The organism is Streptacidiphilus cavernicola (assembly GCF_042510955.1).
In the GTDB taxonomy this organism is placed as follows: domain Bacteria; phylum Actinomycetota; class Actinomycetes; order Streptomycetales; family Streptomycetaceae; genus Streptacidiphilus; species Streptacidiphilus cavernicola.
In genome coordinates, this window is record NZ_JBHFAB010000005.1 from 34,463 (window position 1) to 51,102 (window position 16,640).

At 70.4% G+C, this 16,640-nt stretch carries 9 protein-coding genes; 3 read left to right on the plus strand and 6 right to left on the minus strand.

Annotated features, from left to right (window positions below; translation table 11 throughout):
* Positions 1-218: 218 nt before the first annotated feature.
* The 3 genes from ACEZDE_RS08315 to ACEZDE_RS08325 all read right to left on the minus strand — a co-directional run bounded on the left by ACEZDE_RS08315 (position 219) and on the right by ACEZDE_RS08325 (position 2,584).
* Complete coding sequence (locus ACEZDE_RS08315; protein ID WP_380534061.1) at positions 219-890, minus strand: MAE_28990/MAE_18760 family HEPN-like nuclease; 672 nt, start codon at positions 888-890, stop codon at positions 219-221.
* An 11-nt stretch (positions 891-901) separates the two neighbouring features.
* Positions 902-2,008, minus strand: a complete 1,107-nt coding sequence (locus ACEZDE_RS08320) for a DUF262 domain-containing protein (RefSeq protein ID WP_380534063.1) — start codon at positions 2,006-2,008, stop codon at positions 902-904.
* A 141-nt stretch (positions 2,009-2,149) separates the two neighbouring features.
* On the minus strand, positions 2,150-2,584 hold the full coding sequence (locus tag ACEZDE_RS08325) for a hypothetical protein (RefSeq protein ID WP_380534065.1): 435 nt from the start codon (positions 2,582-2,584) through the stop codon (positions 2,150-2,152).
* A 120-nt stretch (positions 2,585-2,704) separates the two neighbouring features.
* On the opposite strand from ACEZDE_RS08325, the gene ACEZDE_RS08330 reads away from it, so the two are divergent.
* The gene (locus tag ACEZDE_RS08330) at positions 2,705-3,187 is read left to right on the plus strand and encodes a YcxB family protein (RefSeq protein ID WP_380534067.1); all 483 of its coding nucleotides are present in this window, start codon (positions 2,705-2,707) and stop codon (positions 3,185-3,187) included.
* On the opposite strand, the gene ACEZDE_RS08335 is transcribed toward ACEZDE_RS08330, so the two are convergent.
* A complete protein-coding gene (locus ACEZDE_RS08335; protein WP_380534069.1) occupies positions 3,156-4,385 on the minus strand; it encodes an acyltransferase family protein in 1,230 nt (409 codons plus the stop codon). The two genes, ACEZDE_RS08330 and ACEZDE_RS08335, sit on opposite strands and share 32 nt — an antisense overlap.
* Before the next feature lie 252 nt (positions 4,386-4,637).
* On the opposite strand from ACEZDE_RS08335, the gene ACEZDE_RS08340 reads away from it, so the two are divergent.
* Complete coding sequence (locus ACEZDE_RS08340) at positions 4,638-7,757, plus strand: bifunctional [glutamine synthetase] adenylyltransferase/[glutamine synthetase]-adenylyl-L-tyrosine phosphorylase (protein ID WP_380534555.1); 3,120 nt, start codon at positions 4,638-4,640, stop codon at positions 7,755-7,757.
* 58 nt (positions 7,758-7,815) lie between these two features.
* On the opposite strand, the gene ACEZDE_RS08345 is transcribed toward ACEZDE_RS08340, so the two are convergent.
* Positions 7,816-8,820 (minus strand): phosphatase PAP2 family protein, encoded by a 1,005-nt coding sequence (locus tag ACEZDE_RS08345; protein WP_380534071.1) that lies wholly within the window; start codon positions 8,818-8,820, stop codon positions 7,816-7,818.
* Positions 8,821-9,183: 363 nt separating this feature from the next.
* Here ACEZDE_RS08345 and pulA point away from each other — a divergent pair, with 363 nt between their 5' ends.
* A complete protein-coding gene (pulA, locus tag ACEZDE_RS08350) occupies positions 9,184-14,703 on the plus strand; it encodes a pullulanase-type alpha-1,6-glucosidase (RefSeq protein ID WP_380534073.1) in 5,520 nt (1,839 codons plus the stop codon).
* A 72-nt stretch (positions 14,704-14,775) separates the two neighbouring features.
* Here the strand turns inward: pulA and ACEZDE_RS08355 are convergent, their stop codons facing one another.
* Positions 14,776-16,596, minus strand: coding sequence for an alkyl/aryl-sulfatase (locus tag ACEZDE_RS08355; protein ID WP_380534074.1), 1,821 nt, complete (start codon positions 16,594-16,596; stop codon positions 14,776-14,778).
* Between the last annotated feature and the right edge of the window lie 44 nt (positions 16,597-16,640).

A 16,640-nucleotide genomic window follows, 5' to 3' on the forward strand; every position in this document is an offset into this window, starting at 1 on the left:
GTGGCGTTTGGATGGGACGAAGGATTCGCGAGTGCCTTCGCTGGCCACCGCATCTCAACCGGATGCGTCTCATAACGCGCGTCAAACACGGGATGTGATCGCGTTGCGCGTTGGGTGCGGCAGGCGGCTGCATCCGTGCGGCAAGTGACGATGCAGAAGGGCCACCCATGGCCAGACCTGACGAAGATTGCTTAGCCCGCGGAAACGGTGGATTCAGTCTACCGATGCGGGGCGCTCGGCTGTGACGTCTCAGTCATCAGATACAAGCCGTCTCGTGCAGCGTCCAGCAGTTGGTTTGCATACATATCCAGCAGAGTTCTTACAGCGTCGAGCCTCTCGCCTGCGTCGGCCTGCGTGAAGGGGATCATCTCTCCGTGTACAACCTGGTTTCTGGAGTGCACAAGCTTCTCGTCTATGAAGGCCTGACGGGTGGAGTAGGCGTCGGAGTACGGGAGCCCGATGCCGATCACGATGTCCTTGAACGCCTCGGAGGACAGGTTTCCTCCGGTCGCTATGCACTTGGCAGGATTTGCGAAGAACGGCTCCTTCCTGTCGGTGTCGATCTTTTCGAGCAGCTCTCCGAGTACACTTGTCCTCGAACTGTTGCCGGCCTGGCTCAAGTAGGTGAGAACGTGGGCGGCCTGCAATGGTTTCTTGAGTTTCAAGACGGGGATTTGAAGAGTATTGAGATGCTCGATGTACAGTTGACTGGAGCTCTTGACGAACCCCTCCCAGTGGGCGTATGAAAAGACGACGACTGCCCTGCACAGAAGGGATTCCTGGGCTCTGTCGGGATGAGTCGAGAGAGCAAGGATTCGCAGTCGGGATAACTCGATCTTTCGCTGGGCGAGATTCTTTTGGATCTTTTCGCCGAACCTCTGCAGATCCACCAGCTGTTTCTCTACTTCCGGGAGAAGAGCGTGCGCCCGAAGGGGATGGCCTTCTTCATCCGCTGATCGCCGCGGAGTCCGGTGGCGTGTCCTGCGGAGAACTGCGGATCAGACCAGAGCTCCACCTGTCGGAGGCGAACTCCGCTGGCTGTGGGGGTGGTTCCGGGGAGGTGGTAGGCAATTCCAAGTGCCAGGGCTTCGAAAGCCGAGAGCGAGAAGGATCCTTCGGGCTTTGCCTTGGCGTGATTCCAGCGACGTAGCATTTCTGCGCCGCCTGCTTCCATGAGGATCGCGAAAGTTTTCTTGAAGACTTTCATCTCCACGGTGAGCTTTTTATCTGAGTAGTCCGCAAAGTCGACCAGCTCCTCGGTGAGGAAGTCGCCGATGTTGCGAATTGAGGCCAGCTTTGGCGGAGAGATTGAGCGCAAGAACACGAACCGCAGCGCCAGCTCCATGTGATAGCGCTCATCGATTAGCCTGGATGGCAGGTCCAGTGTGTCCAGGAAGTTAGCGTCGCTGGATACGTCTACCAGCCAGTCGAAATGCTTCTTGCTCATACTCACGAGCAGGCAGTTGCGCAGTTCCTGCTCTGTCGCCACCGTGCCGAATGAGTTCAGTCGCTGGAAGAGGTCATACTTTGCCCGGTTGTCGCTCTCACGCTTGATGATCTTCATGTCCACGCGAGCTCTTTTGAAGTCGAGTCGCTGCGTGGGGGTCAGTGATTTATCGGTGCCGTTGATGGACTCGTACGTACAACCCTCAAGCTCCCTCAGAAAAGGAGCATCGGTGCAGACCAGCGGCTCGAAGAGATTCCCTTGATCGTCTTTCAGGATCCCCATGAACTGAAAAATCGTCGAAAGTCTCTGCACGCCGTCTACGACGTCCCATACGCCCTTCTCGTTCTGGGCGACGAATATACTGGGGAGGGGGATTCCAAGGAGAATGCTCTCGACTAGCCTGCTTTTCTGGCTGTCCCTCCAGCGGAAGATCCGCTGGAACTCCGGATGGATGTCGATCTCGCCGTCACGGTAGAGATTGGAGAGTTCGCCGATCGACATCGGATATGAATCCGTGGCGATCTGCCGACGGTACTCGTTGATCTGGCTTTCGAGGGTCATGGCTCCTCTGTCGTGAGATCGACTCGATGGCTGACGTGATCCTAGTTCGTCACATGGGTCATTGACGGACCTTCGACGGAAATTTCCACCGAGCATTCTGACGTGCGGCGGTTCCAGTGGTCCGGCGCCAGGGTCGCGCGGTCAGGACGCGTCGGTGTTGCGGAAGCGCTTGGCGAGTTTGGGGTCGGACTCCCACCAGAGGCCGGAGCCGGGGGCGCCGTCCGCTGCGGTGGCTGGATCGGGGAGGTCGAGGTCGGCTTCGGCGCGGAGGCGGTTGACCAGGCCGGGGATGAAGCAGACGACGTAGAGCAGCGGGAGGACGGCGACGAGGAGGGCGAAGCCGGTGGAGAAGGCGGAGAGCCGAGCGGTGCCGTCCTCGGGGACCTCTACGGTGAGGACGTTGGAGCGGCCGGCCCCTGAGCCGACGCGCACCGTGTGCGGGCCCGGGGTGACCGGAAACCGTTCCGCGTGGCCCTGCTTGATCGTGCCGACCAGTTCGCCGTCCACGAGCACGTCGAGCTTCCCGGCCTTGCTCAGCGAGGGGGCCTCGGTGCGGATGAACACGGCTCCGGCCACGGGGTGTCCTTCGTTCGGCTCGGCGGATCGGCGGCGAATCGTGCCGAGCATACAAGCCGCGCATGTGAGTCCCGGACGTGGGAGGATGCCGCGCATTGTCGCCGCCCGGGGAGTGATCGCATGAACATCGCACTGTCGTACCAGCTGACTCCGGACGAGGTCAGACGGGCCCTCGCCACGATGGCTCGGGGCAGGCGGGCAGTGCTGTTGTCCGCCTGCGCGGTGGTGCTGCTCAGTGGAGTGCTGCTGCTGGTCGACGGGGCCTACGCCAACGGTGCGCTGTGCAGCTTCCTGGGGGTGGCCTACCTCTTCCTGCTCGTCCTCGGCCCGCGGACGGCGGTCCGCAGGCAGGCGGCACGGCTCTGCCAGGCGACGCAACTGGTGTTCACGGACGCCGGTTTCGAGATCGACACACCGTTCGAGCGGGCGCAGATCACGTGGGCGGCGATCAGCATGGTCCGGGAGACCGACGAGGCGTTCCTGCTGCACCGGACCAAGCGGATGGCCAACATCGTGCCGAAGCGGGCGTTCGCCCCCGCGCAGTTGGCGGAGTTCTCGGCGTTCGCCGGAGTCAGCGGCGGCGGGAGGAAGGGGACGCCGTAGGGGCGAGCGAGGACGGGGTCCGGGCCGCGGGGACGGACGGGCCCGGGTGGGGGGTGTACGCGCCGGGGCCGCGTCCGCGGATCCGGGCCTCGATCGGGCGCTCCACCCAGGTGTAGAGGGTTCCGGCCAGGGCCAGGCTCAGCACGAGCACGAGCAGCCAGCCGAGCAGGACGCCGGTGTGGCTGCGCGGGGTGCCGTAGGTCGCCGCGACCAGGTGCATGCAGCTCTGGTGGACCAGGTACCAGGCGAAGGACCAGTGGCCGAGGCGGCGCATCCACGCCCCGGCGAGGAGGCCTGGCGGTCGGCGGGACGCGGTGGCGTCGGTGGTGGCCGGGCGGGTCGGCGCGGTCGCGTCCGCGTCGCGGCCTGCCGCTGCCGCGATCAGCGCGGCGAACAGCGGGGCCACCAGCAACTGCGAGGCGCTGTACGGTCCGTACCAGCGGCTGTCCGGGACGGCGTCGTGCCAGCCGACCAGCGCGAGGTGCCACAGCAGCAGCGCGGCGACGGCCGCGCCCACCGGCACCGGTGGCCGCCATCCTCGCTTCACGGCGACGCCGACGACCGCGCCGAGGACGAACTGCGGGGTGCGGGACAGCGGCAGGTAGTCCAGCAGCCAGCCGCGCAGCCCGGCCGACCCGGCCAGCGCGCCGTACCACCCGGCCAGCCACAGCAGCAGGCCGCAGCCGCAGGCGACCGTGCCCAGCACGGCCAGGCCGCGGTCGCGGCGGCGCAGCAGGAACGGTAGCAGCAGCGGCAGCAGCAGGTAGAACCAGGCCTCGGCGCTGAGCGACCAGGCGGCGGAGTTCCCGGCGGTCGCGGTGCTCCGGGCCCAGGCCTGGAGCAGCGGCAGCGACAGCAGCACCCCGCGCAGCGGCACGACCCCGCCCAGGGCCAGTGACACCGCCACGGCCAGGCCGGTCGCCAGCAGGTGCAGCGGCATGATCCGGACCGCCCGGCGCCAGTAGAACACCCGCGCGGGCACCGCCGCCCCGGCGTAAGACCAGGCCAGGACGAAGCCGGAGAGGACGAAGAAGAAGGTCACCCCGTCCCGGCCGTACCAGGCCAGCGGGCTGATCCAGGGGAGCGGGCGGTACTCCCGGCTGAGGTGGTAGAGCACCACCAGCAGCGCGGCCCAGAACCGGAGCCCGGTGAGCGAGGGCAGCCGGTCGCGTTGCGGGGCGGTACGGGCAGGGGACACGCCGTGGACAACGCCGCGCCGGGAGAGGAGTCACGGGGGCTCTGGGGGGAAGAACGGCGGAGTGGCACGTAGTCTCGGATCTTGTTCCAGCATCCGAACCGGCGTCTGAGGGGAACCGCCTTGTCCAGTGCGGACGGCAGCAACGGCCGCGGTCGCGCGGCCGACGCGACGAGCGCGAGCCGCGCCAACGGCGTGACCGGCGCCAACAGCGCGACCGGCGCGACCGGTGCCGACGGCGCGACCCCCGCGGACCTGACGGTCCGCCACGCGCGGCGCAGCAACCCCGCCGCGCGGCTGGTCCGGCGGGGCTTCACCGATCCCGACGCCGCCATGCGCCGTCTCGCCGAGCCGGTGCTCGCGGACTACGCCACCGACACCGTGCTGCTGGACGCCCTCGCCGCCACCGCCGACCCGGACCTGGCCCTGCTCGGGCTGACCCGGCTGGCCGAGGCCTGCACCCCGGCCGACCGCCGCACCCTGCTGGACACCGTCACCACCGCGAAGCCGCTGCGCGACCGGCTGCTCGGCGTGCTCGGCGCGAGCACCGCCCTCGGCGACCACCTGGCCCGGCACCCGCGCGACTGGCACGCCCTGGTCACCTTCGAGCTGCGCGACATCCACCCCGGTCCCGAGGAGTTCCTGCGCACCCTCTACTCCCACATCTGGGAGCACGGCGACGAGTCCCGCCCCGACCCGGCCCACCCGTCGCCCGCCGTCGTCGCCGCCCCCGACCGAACCGCCTCGCGCGCCGACCTGCTGCGCACCGGCTACCGCCGCTGCCTGCTCGGCATCGCCGCCCGGGACCTGACCGGGACCACCCAGATCGGCCAGACCGCCGCCGAACTCGCCGACCTGGCCGGGGCCACCCTCCAGGCCGCGCTGGACATCGCCGCCGAGGAGGACCCGGCCGCCGCCAAGGCCTGCCGGCTCGCGGTGATCGCCATGGGCAAGTGCGGCGGACGCGAGCTGAACTACGTCTCGGACGTGGACGTGGTCTTCGTCGCCGAGCCGCGGACGGACCCGGGCGGCGGACGCGGCGACGACGGCCTCGCCGTCCAGGCCGCCACCCGGCTCGCGGCCCGGCTGATGCGGCTCTGCTCGGACACCACCAGGGAGGGCGTGATCTGGCCGGTCGACGCCAACCTCCGCCCCGAGGGCAAGAACGGACCCCTGGTCAGGACCCTCGGCAGCCATCTCGCCTACTACCAGCGCTGGGCCAAGACCTGGGAGTTCCAGGCGCTGCTGAAGGCCCGCCCGGTGGCCGGGGACGCCGAGCTCGGCCAGGCCTACCTGGACGCGGTCAGCCCGCTGGTCTGGCACGCCGCCGACCGGGAGAACTTCGTCCCGGACGTGCAGCAGATGCGCCGCCGGGTGATCGAGGCGATCCCGGCCGCCGAGGTCGCCCGGGAGCTGAAGCTCGGCCCCGGCGGGCTGCGCGACGTCGAGTTCTCGGTGCAGCTGCTGCAGCTGGTGCACGGCCGCGCGGACGACACCCTGCGCAGCCCGACCACCCTGGACGCGCTGGCCGCGCTCTCCCACGGCGGCTATGTCGGCCGCGCCGACGCCGCCGCGCTGGACTCGGCGTACCGGTTCCTGCGGGCGATGGAGCACCGGATCCAGCTGTTCCAGCTGCGCCGCACCCACCTGGTCCCGACCGGGGAAGACGACCTGCGCCGGCTCGGCCGCTCGCTGGGGCTGCGCGCCGACCCGGTGGAGGAGCTGCGCCAGGAGTGGCGCCGGCACGCCCGCGAGGTGCGGCGGCTGCACGAGAAGCTGTTCTACCGCCCGCTGCTGGACGCGGTGGCCCGGCTCGGCGCCGAGGAGGCCGGGCTGACCGGCGGGCTGACCGGGCTGACCGGCGGGGACGAACTCAACGGACTGTCGGCCGAGGCCGCCCGCACCCGCCTGGCCGCGCTCGGCTACCGCGCGCCCGCCGATGCCCTGCGCCACCTGCGGGCCCTGGCCACCGGGGTCAGCCGCCGGGCCGCGCTGCAACGCACCCTGCTGCCGGTGATGCTCGGCTGGTTCGCCGACTCCGCCGACCCGGACGCGGGCCTGCTCAACTTCCGCAAGGTCTCCGACAGCCTCGGCTCGACCCCCTGGTACCTGCGGTTGCTCCGGGACGAGGGGGCCACCGCGGAGAGCCTGGCCCGGATCCTCTCCTCCGGACGGCTCGCCCCCGAGCTGCTGCTGCGCGCCCCGGAGGCGGTCGCCCTGCTCGGTGACCGCAACGGTTTGCAGCCGCGGTCCCGGCAGGCCCTGGAGCGGGAGATACAGTCCGCCGTCGGCCGGGCCCCGGACGCCGGCTCCGCCGTGGCCGCGGCGCGCTCGGTGCGCCGCCGCGAGCTGTTCCGGACATCCGCCGCGGACGTACTGGGCCGTCTGGGTGACACTCCGGCCGAGTCGGTGGAGGCGTCCGGGGCCGCGCTCACCGATCTCACCACCGCGACCCTGGGCGGCGCGCTGACCGCCTGCGCCGCCGCCTGGGAGGCGCGGGCGGGGGAGCCGCTGCCGACCCGGATCGCCATCATCGGCATGGGCCGCTACGGCGGCGGGGAGCTGGGCTACGGCAGCGACGCGGATGTGATGGTGGTCCACGACCCGGCGCCGGGGGCGGACGAGACCAAGGCCGGCAACGCCGCCCGCGCGGTGTTCGAGGAGGTCCGCAGGCTGCTCCAGGTGCCGTCCACGGAGCCCGCGCTGCTGATCGACGCCGATCTGCGTCCGGAGGGGCGGCAGGGTCCGCTGGTGCGGACGCTGGCCTCCTACGCCGCGTACTACCGGCGCTGGTCGCGGACCTGGGAGAGCCAGGCGCTGCTCCGGGCGGCCCCGGTGGCCGGGGACGAGGAGCTGGGCGCGGCGTTCGTCGAGCTGGTCGACCCGCTGCGGTACCCGGCGGACGGGGTCAGCGACACCGAGCTGCGGGAGATCCGGCGGATCAAGGCCCGGGTGGAGACGGAGCGGCTGCCGCGCGGGGCCGACCCGACCACGCACACCAAGCTGGGCCCCGGCGGGCTCGCCGACGTGGAGTGGACCGTGCAGCTGCTGCAGTTGCAGCACGGGCACCGGGTGCCGGGGCTGCGCAGCACCAGGACCGGGGCGGCGCTGACCGCGGCGGTGGCGGCGGGGCTGGTCGACCCGGAGCAGGCCGAGGCGCTGCGGTCGGCCTGGGTGCAGGCCTCGCTGGTGCGGAACGCGGTGATGCTGGTCCGCGGCCGGGCCGGGGACAGCTTTCCCGGCGACCCGCAGGAGCTGTCCGGGGTGGCCCGCTACCTGGGGTACCCGGCCGGTCACGCCGGGGAGATGGTGGACGACTACCGCAGGCGGGCCCGCCAGGCCCGGACCGTGGTGGAAGACCTGTTCTACGGGTGAGCCCCGGCGGTCCGGGGCGCGTCGGCGGTGGCACGGGCAGCGGCCCCGCCGCGCGGCGTCAGCGCCCCGCGGCGACCGGCTCGCGGTCGGGGGTGCTGTCGTCCGCGGCCCCGCCCAGGTGCGGGCGGGTCTCGTTGTCGCGGGGAAAGGCGAACACCCAGCGGCCGTAGACCAGCCGGGAGGCGACCAGGCCGACGCCGGTGCAGCAGGCCCCGAGCACGGCGTCCATGAAGAAGTGGTTGGCGCTGGCCACGATGACCACCAGCGTCGCCAGCGGGTAGAGCAGCCCCAGCACCCGGACCCAGCGCCGTCGGGCCAGGAAGACGATCATCAGTCCGCACCACAGCGACCAGCCGATGTGCATCGACGGCATCGCGGCGAACTGGTTGGACACGCTGGCCATGTCGCCGGAGGCCATCGAGCCCCAGGTGTGGTGCTTGGCGACGGTGTCGATGAAGTCGCCGCCGGTCATCAGCCGGGGCGGCGCCAGCGGGTAGAAGTAGTAGCCGAGCAGCGCGATCGACGTGGTCACGAAGAGCGCCAGCCGCGCCGCCGCGTACCGCCCCGGCTGGCGGCGGAACAGCCACACCAGGACGCCGATGGTCATGATGAAGTGCAGCGTCGCGTAGTAGTAGTTCATCCCGGTGATCAGCCAGGTGACCGAGTCGAAGGCGTGGTTGATCGACCGCTCCCAGGCGAAGCCGAGGTGCTGCTCCAGGTGCCAGATGTCCAGCGCGTTGGTCTCGGCCTGCTGCTGCATCTCCGGGACGGCGTTGCGCACCAGCGAGTAGATCCAGTAGCTGACCGCGATCAGCACCAGCTCGAACCACAGCCGCGGACGGCCGGGGGAGTGGAAGTGTCCACGCAAGGGCTGCCAGCAGCGTTGCCAGCCGCCGCGCAGGCCCCGGGGCGCTCCGGCGGCGGGTTCGGCGCCGGACGTCGGGGCGGGGGCAGGCTCGACGCCGGTACGCGCGGCGGCTCCGTCGGGGGCGACGGAACCGGACGTGCGTACCGCGGCGGTGGTGGTGCTGTCGCCTGTGCGGTCCCGCTTCGGTTCCCCCATGGGGCAGTAGTCTGCCATGCGGCCTCCCGGGACCTGATCACCCTGTGGTTGGGGATTCGCCAGCCGATATCCCTCTGAAGTCCTACGACCCTTGTCGGGCCCGCGCGCTGCGGCCTCCGTTCCCTCGGCGGTCGGAGTACACGCAAAAGAGCCGCTTGCCCGGTGCGGGCGCGGCTCCGAACACGTTGGCGATCCTATCCCCCGTGGCACACGACGGCAGCGGGGGGTTCATCGGGAAGTTCTGCCGGGTTCACCGGAATGAAAACAGTTGCAGACCCTTGCTGAAACATCTTGCGACCACTACGTTCCTGGGCGAGCCACCCCTGTTCCGCACCGCTGACGCCGCCTCAAGGGAGAGCCCGCGTGGCCACACGTTCCAGACTCGGCAGCATCATCGCCACCGCCGCCCTACTCGCGCCCGCGCTCGCCGCGGCCGCCCCCGCGGCCTCCGCCGCCTCCACGACGGTCACGACCACGACGGTCACGACCACGACGGTCACCGCCCCGGCCGCCCCGGCGCCGAAGCTTCCGGCCGCGCCGTCCGACGCCTCCCTCGCCGCCACCCCGGACCGGCACGACCTGACCCGTGAGCAGTACTACTTCGTCCTCCCGGACCGCTTCGCCAACGGCGACACCGGCAATGACACCGGCGGGATCACCGGCAGCCGGATGGACAACGGCTTCGACCCGACCGACAAGGGCTTCTACCACGGCGGCGACCTCAAGGGCCTGATCGACAAGCTCGACTACATCAAGAAGCTGGGCACCACCGCGATCTGGATGGCGCCGATCTTCAAGAACAAGCCGGTGCAGGGCACCGGGGCCGAAGCCTCGGCCGGCTACCACGGCTACTGGATCACCGACTTCACCCAGGTCGACCCGCACTTCGGCACCAACGCCCAGCTCAAGCAGCTGATAGCGAAGGCCCACGCGATGGGCATGAAGGTCTTCTTCGACGTCATCACCAACCACACCGCGGACGTCATCGACTACGCGCAGCAGACCTACGACTACCGCTCCACCGGCGCCTATCCGACCCTGGACGCCAGTGGACGGCCGGTCGACACCACCGCGATCGCCGACGTCAACGCCCGGAACGGCACCGCGAACTACCCCAAGCTGACCACGAGTTCGTTCCCGTACACGCCGGTCTACGACACCAAGGCAGACGCCACCGCGCGCACCCCCGCCTGGCTCAACGACCCGACGCTCTACCACAACCGGGGCAACTCGACCTTCACCGGCGAGTCCGGGACGGAGGGTGACTTCTCCGGCCTGGACGACCTCGACACCCAGAACCCCAAGGTGGTCCAGGGGTTCGAGAAGATCTACGAGAACTGGGTCAAGGAGACCGGGGTCGACGGCTTCCGGATCGACACCGTCAAGAACGTCGACATGGCGTTCTGGCAGCAGTGGGCCCCGGCGCTGAAGAAGTACGCGGCGGCGCAGGGCGAGAAGAACTTCTTCATGTTCGGCGAGGTCTACGACAGCGACACCTCCACCACCTCCTCCTACGTCACCCAGGGCAAGCTGCAGGCGACGCTGGACTTCCCGTTCCAGGCCGCGGCGCAGAGCTACGTCGCCAACGGCGGGTCGGCGCAGGGGCTGTCCTCGCTCTACGGCAACGACTACAAGTACACCACCGCCGACACCAACGCCTATGAGCTGCCGACCTTCCTCGGCAACCACGACATGGGCCGGATCGGCTACTTCCTGCAGTCGGCGAACCCCGGCGACAGCAACGCCCAGCTGCTGAAGAAGGACCAACTGGCCCAGCAGCTGCAGTTCCTGACTCGTGGTCAACCCGTGGTCTACTACGGCGACGAGCAGGGCTTCACCGGCACCGGCGGCGACAAGTCCGGCCGCCAGGACATGTTCGCCTCCCAGGTGGACGAGTACAACACCGACACCGTGATCGGCGGCAGCACCGGCTCCGCCAACCGCTACGGCACGGACACCCCGCTCTACGCGACCATCTCCACCCTCGCCGCGCTGCGCAAGGCCAACCCGGCGCTGGAGGACGGCGCCCAGGTCGAGCGCTACGCCGCCGACGGCCCCGGGGTGTACGCGTTCTCCCGGATCGACGCCAAGCAGCAGGTCGAGTACCTGGTCGCGGTGAACAACGCGACCACCGCGCAGAGCGTCAGCGTCCCGACCTACTCGGCCGGGATGACCTTCACCCCGATCTACGGCGGGGCGATCGACACGGCGAAGACCGGGAGCGACCGCAAGCTGGCGATCACCGTCCCGGCCGGGTCCGCCGTCGTCTACAAGGCCGCCGCCAAGCTCGGCAGGCCCGCCGCCGCGCCGTCGGTGACGCTCGCTCCGCCCGCCGCGGGCGCCACCGGCACGGCGACGATCGCCGCGACCGTGCCCGGCGGCGGCTTCGACCGGGTCACCTTCGCCGCCTCGGTCGGCACCGGGAAGTGGCAGACCCTCGGCACCGCCGACCACGCCCCGTACCAGGTCACCCAGGATCTGAGCAACGTCAAGCCCGGCACCGCGGTGCGCTACAAGGCCGTGGTCCAGGACAGCGCCGGGAAGCTGGCGGACGCCACCGGCAGCACCACCGCGGGCACGCCCGCGCCGGTGGCCAAGCCCACCGCCGCCTCCCGCAGCTACGCCGTGGTGCACTACCACCGCGCGGACGGCGACTACAGCGGCTGGAACCTCTACGCCTGGGGCGACATCGCCGACGGCGAGGGGACGACCTGGCCGGACGGGCACCCCTTCATCGGCCGCGACGCCTACGGCGCCTTCGCCTACGTCAAGCTGAAGCCGGGCGCCAGCACGGTCGGCTTCATCATCGAGAAGGACGGCACCAAGGACGGCGACGCCGACCGCTCCATCGACCTCTCGCAGACCGGCGAGGTCTGGGTCGACTCCGGCAGCGCCACCACCTCGCCGACCGACCCCGGCACCCCGGTCCAGCCCCCGGCGAACACCGTGGTGATCCACTACCACCGCACCGACGGGAACTACACCGGCTGGGGCCTGCACGACTGGACCGGCGCGGCCAGTCCGACCGACTGGACCAGCCCGCTCAAGCCCTCCGGCACGGACGCCTTCGGCGACGTCTTCACCGTGCCGCTGGCGGACGGGGCGACCGTCCTCGACTACATCATCCACAACGGCGACACCAAGGACCTGCCGGACAACCAGGAGCTGAACTTCGCGGTGAACGGCCGCGAGGTCTGGATCACCGACGGCACTCCCGGCTACATCCTGCCGCAGTCCAGCGCCTCGGCCGCCGACCTGGACCTGAGCCAGTCCAAGGCGCAGTGGATCGACCGCACGACGGTGGCGGTCCCGGCCGGCTGGGGCTTCGGCCAGAGCCTGCCGGCCGGTTCCTCGGCCGAGCTGGTCTACTCGCCGACCGGCGCGCTCGCGGTCAAGGACGGGGATCTGACCGACCCCGGCTACTGGCTCCGACTGCTGCCGGTGGCAAGCGGTCTGACGGCGGCTCAGCTCAAGGCGCACCCCGAACTCAAGGGCTATGCCGCCTTCACCGTCGACCCGCGCGACACCGGGCGGATCACCACCGCGCTGCGCGGCCAGGTGATCATGACCGAGCGCGAGGCCAACGGCGCGCTGCTGGCCGCCAGCGGCGTGCAGACGCCGGGCGTGCTGGACGCGGTGTACGGGGTGAAGGCGGCCAAGGCCGCCCTCGGCCCGGTGGTCAGCCGTCACGGCGCCACGCTCGCGGTCTGGGCCCCGACCGCGGCCACGGTCAGCCTGGAGCTCTACGACAGCCCCACCGCCGCCACCCCGCACCTGGTCGCCATGCACCGGGACGACCGGACCGGCGTCTGGTCGGTCGGCGGACCGGCCTCCTGGAAGGGGAAGTACTACCTCTACCGGGTCACGGTCTGGGCCCCGAGCGTGCAGCAGGTGGTCACCAACCACGTCACCGACCCCTACTCGCTCGCCCTCTCCGCCGACTCCAAGCGCAGCGAGATCGTCGACCTGGACGACCAGTCCACCCAGCCGGCCGGGTGGCGTGACGACAGGTCACCCAAGGCGGTCAGCGCCGGGCAGGAGGAGATCCAGGAACTGCACGTCAACGACTTCTCCGCCGCCGACAGCACCGTCCCGGCCGCCGACCGGGGCAGCTACCTGGCCTTCAACGACCTGAACTCGGACGGCATGAAGCACCTCGCCGCCCTGGCCAAGGCCGGCGTCACCACCGTCCACCTGCTGCCGACCTTCGACTTCGCCACGGTGCCGGAGACCAAGGCCGAGCAGACCGCACCGGCCTGCGACCTCGCCTCCTACCCGGCCGACTCGTCCGAGCAGCAGGCCTGCATCGCCAAGACCCAGGCCACCGACGACTACAACTGGGGCTACGACCCCTACCACTACACCGTTCCCGAGGGCTCCTACGCCACCGACCCGAACGGGACGGCGCGGACCGTGCAGTTCCGGCAGATGGTCGCCGACCTGCACCGGATCGGACTGCGGGTGGTGATGGACGTGGTCTACAACCACACCTCGGCCTCCGGCCAGGCGGCCACCTCGGTGCTCGACCGGATCGTGCCCGGCTACTACCAGCGGCTCGACGCCAACGGCAAGGTCACCACCGACAGCTGCTGCGCCGACACCGCGCCCGAGCACACCATGATGAACAAGCTGGTGGTGGACTCCACCCGAACCTGGGCCACCGAGTACCACGTGGACGGCTTCCGGTTCGACCTGATGGGGCTCGACCCCAAGCAGACCATGCTGGACGTGCAGTCCTCGCTGAAGAAGACCGGGCGCAGCGAGTTCCTCTACGGCGAGGGCTGGAACTTCGGCGTCGTCGCCGACGACGCCCGGTTCGTCCAGGCCACCCAGGCGAACATGGCCGGGACCGGCATCGCCACCTTCAACGACCGGCAGCGGGACGCGGTCCGCGGCGGCGGCCCGTTCGACACCGACCCGCGGATCCAGGGCTTCGGTTCCGGCCTCTACACCGATCCCAACGGCGCGGCCGTCAACGGAACGGCCGACCAGCAGAAGGCGGCGCTGCTGCACTCCATGGACCAGATCAAGGTCGGCCTGACCGGCGACCTGGCGGCCTACACCTTCACCGACAGCTCGGGAAAGACCGTCAAGGGCTCCGGCGTGGACTACAACGGTGCTCCGACCGGCTACACCGACGCCCCGGGCGAGGCGATCACCTACGTGGACGCCCACGACAACCTGGACCTCTACGACGCCCTCGCCTACAAGCTGCCGACCGGCACCTCGGCCGCGGACCGGGCCAGGATGCAGGCGCTGTCGCTGTCCACCACCGCGCTGTCGCAGGGCCCCGGCTTCGCCGTCGCGGGCAGCGACCTGCTGCGCAGCAAGTCGCTGGACGCCAACTCCTTCGACAGCGGCGACTGGTTCAACGCGATCCAGTGGAACTGCGCGGCCGGGAACGGCTTCGGGCACGGGCTGCCGCTCGCGGCGTCCAACCAGGCGTCCTGGGTCTTCGCCCAGCCGCTGCTGGCGAACCCCGCGCTGGTCCCCGGCTGCGCCGCCGAGAACCAGGCCACCGCGCTCTACCAGCAGTTCCTGAGCATCAAGAAGTCCACTCCGCTGTTCTCGCTGCCCACCGCGGCGGCGGTGCAGCAGCGGCTGAGCTATCCGCTGTCCGGCACGGCGGGGGAGACCCCGGGCGTGATCACGCTGCACCTCGACGGCGCGGGCCTGCACACCTACCGCTCGGTCACGGTGGTCTTCAACGCCACCCCGACCGCGCAGACGCAGACCGTCGCCGCACTGGCCGGCACCACCGAGCGGCTGCACCCGGTGCAGGCGACCGGGGCCGACCCGGTGGTCAAGCAGTCCGCCTTCGACTCCGCGACGGGCACCTTCACCGTCCCGGCGCGGACCGTGGCGGTCTTCGTCCAGCAGTGAGCGAACCATGGGGGAAGGCCCGCTCCGTCCGTGGACGGAGCGGGCCTTCCCCGCTTGCTGTGTGACGCGACGTCAGGGCGTGACGACGGCGAAGTCCGGGACGGCGGTGTCCAGGAAGCCCAGCAGCCTGCCCGGCACCGCGCGGTCGCCCTCGACGGTGACGCCGTCCAGGCCGCCGCCCGCGAGGATGCCGAGCAGCTGCGGCTTGGTGAGGGTGAGCGAGGCGTCCGCGGCGGTCGCCGGCGGCTGGTCCGCCGGGGCGCTCCGGTGGGTCAGCGCGCCGTTGGAGAGGGTGAGCCGCCAGCGGCGGTCCTGGTCGGTGAGGGTCAGGTCCAGGGTCAGCGCGGTGTCCCAGCAGCGCGGTCCGTCGATCCGGACGGCCAGGCTGTCGATCAGCTGGTCGACGCTCAGCGCCAGCGACATCTCCGGGTTGCCCAGGTCGAGTTCGGTCTTGCCGACGCCGTGCCGCAGCTCCTGGGCGCCGGTCAGGTAGAAGTTGCGCCAGGTGCCGTTCTCGGCGCCGTAGCCGAGTGCGTCGTACACCTTGGCCAGCGCGTTCTTGGCGCCCTTGTGGTCCGGGGCGGCGAAGACCGCGTGGTTGAGCAGGGTGGCGGCGAAGCGCAGGTCACCCTCGGCGGCGTACTCGTTGCCCTTGACCACGGCGGCGTCCACCCCGCCCATGACATCGACATAGCGCTTTGCCGCCTCGACCGGCGGGTGCTCCCAGAGGTGGGACGGGTTGCCGTCGAACCAGCCCAGGTAACGCTGGTAGACCGCCTTGACGTTGTGGCTGAGCGAGCCGTAGTAGCCGCGCCCGTCCCAGGCGTTCTCCAGGCCGGGCGGAAGCACCAGCTGCTCGGCGATCTCCGGCCCGGTGAGGCCGCGGTTGAGCAGGCGCAGGGTCTGGTCGTGCAGGTAGGCGTAGAGGTCGCGCTGCCCGCCGAGGTAGTCGGCGATCTCGGCCTGCCCCCAGGTGGGCCAGTGGTGCGAGGCGAAGGCGACGTCGGCGTCCGCCCCGAACAGGGCCACCGCCTGGTCCAGGTAGCGGGCCCAGACCCGGGCGTCGCGGACCACCGCCCCGCGCAGGGTGAGCACGTTGTGCATGGTGTGGGTGGCGTTCTCGGCCATGCACAGCGCCCGGCGCTCCGGGAACAGGAAGTTCATCTCGGCCGGGGCCTCGGTGCCCGGGGTCAGCTGGAAGACCATCCGGACGCCGTCCACCACCTCCTCCTGGCCGGTGCGGGTGATGTCCACGGTCGGCGCGATCAGGGTGATCGTGCCGGTGGAGGTGGTCATCCCCAGGCCGCAGCCGACCTGACCGTCCGGCGACTTGGTCAGCGTCGCCCCGTACATGTAGACGGCGCGGCGGGTCATCGCCGGGCCCGCGTAGACGTTCTCGCTGACCGCGTGCTCCATGAAGCCGGCCGGGGCGAGCACCGGGACCGGGGCGTGGCCGTGCGGGACGACGCCGCGCGCGCCGCCGAAGTGGTCGCCGTGGGAGTGGGTGTAGAGCAGGCCGGTGACCGGGCGCTCGCCGCGGTGCTCGCGGTAGAGGGCGAGCGCGGCGGCGGCGGTCTCGGCGGAGATCAGCGGGTCGATCACGATGACCCCGGTGTCGCCCTCGACCAGCGTCATATTGGACAGGTCCAGGCCTCTGACCTGGTAGATCCCCTCGGTGACCTGGTACAGCCCCTGCTTGGCGCAGAGCTGCCCCTGGCGCCAGAGGCTGGGGTTGACGGTCCCGGGGCAGTCCCCGCCGAGGAAGTCGTAGGCGTCGTTGTCCCAGATCACCCGCCCGCTGGAGTCCTTGACGACGGCGGGCTTCAGGGCGGCGACGAAGCCGCGGTCGGCATTGGCGAAGTCGGTGGTGTCCGCGAAGGAGGGTGTGGTCATGCCGTCCACGATGGCACCGGGTATGCCGTTTGTCCGGTTATGGG

Coding starts and splice junctions, on each gene's coding strand:
- ACEZDE_RS08345 (WP_380534071.1), bottom strand. CDS start 8,820: ATGGGGGAACCGAAGCGGGACCGCACAGGCGACAGCACCACCACCGCC.
- ACEZDE_RS08355 (WP_380534074.1), bottom strand. CDS start 16,596: ATGACCACACCCTCCTTCGCGGACACCACCGACTTCGCCAATGCCGAC.
- ACEZDE_RS08320 (WP_380534063.1), bottom strand. CDS start 2,008: ATGACCCTCGAAAGCCAGATCAACGAGTACCGTCGGCAGATCGCCACG.
- ACEZDE_RS08330 (WP_380534067.1), top strand. CDS start 2,705: ATGAACATCGCACTGTCGTACCAGCTGACTCCGGACGAGGTCAGACGG.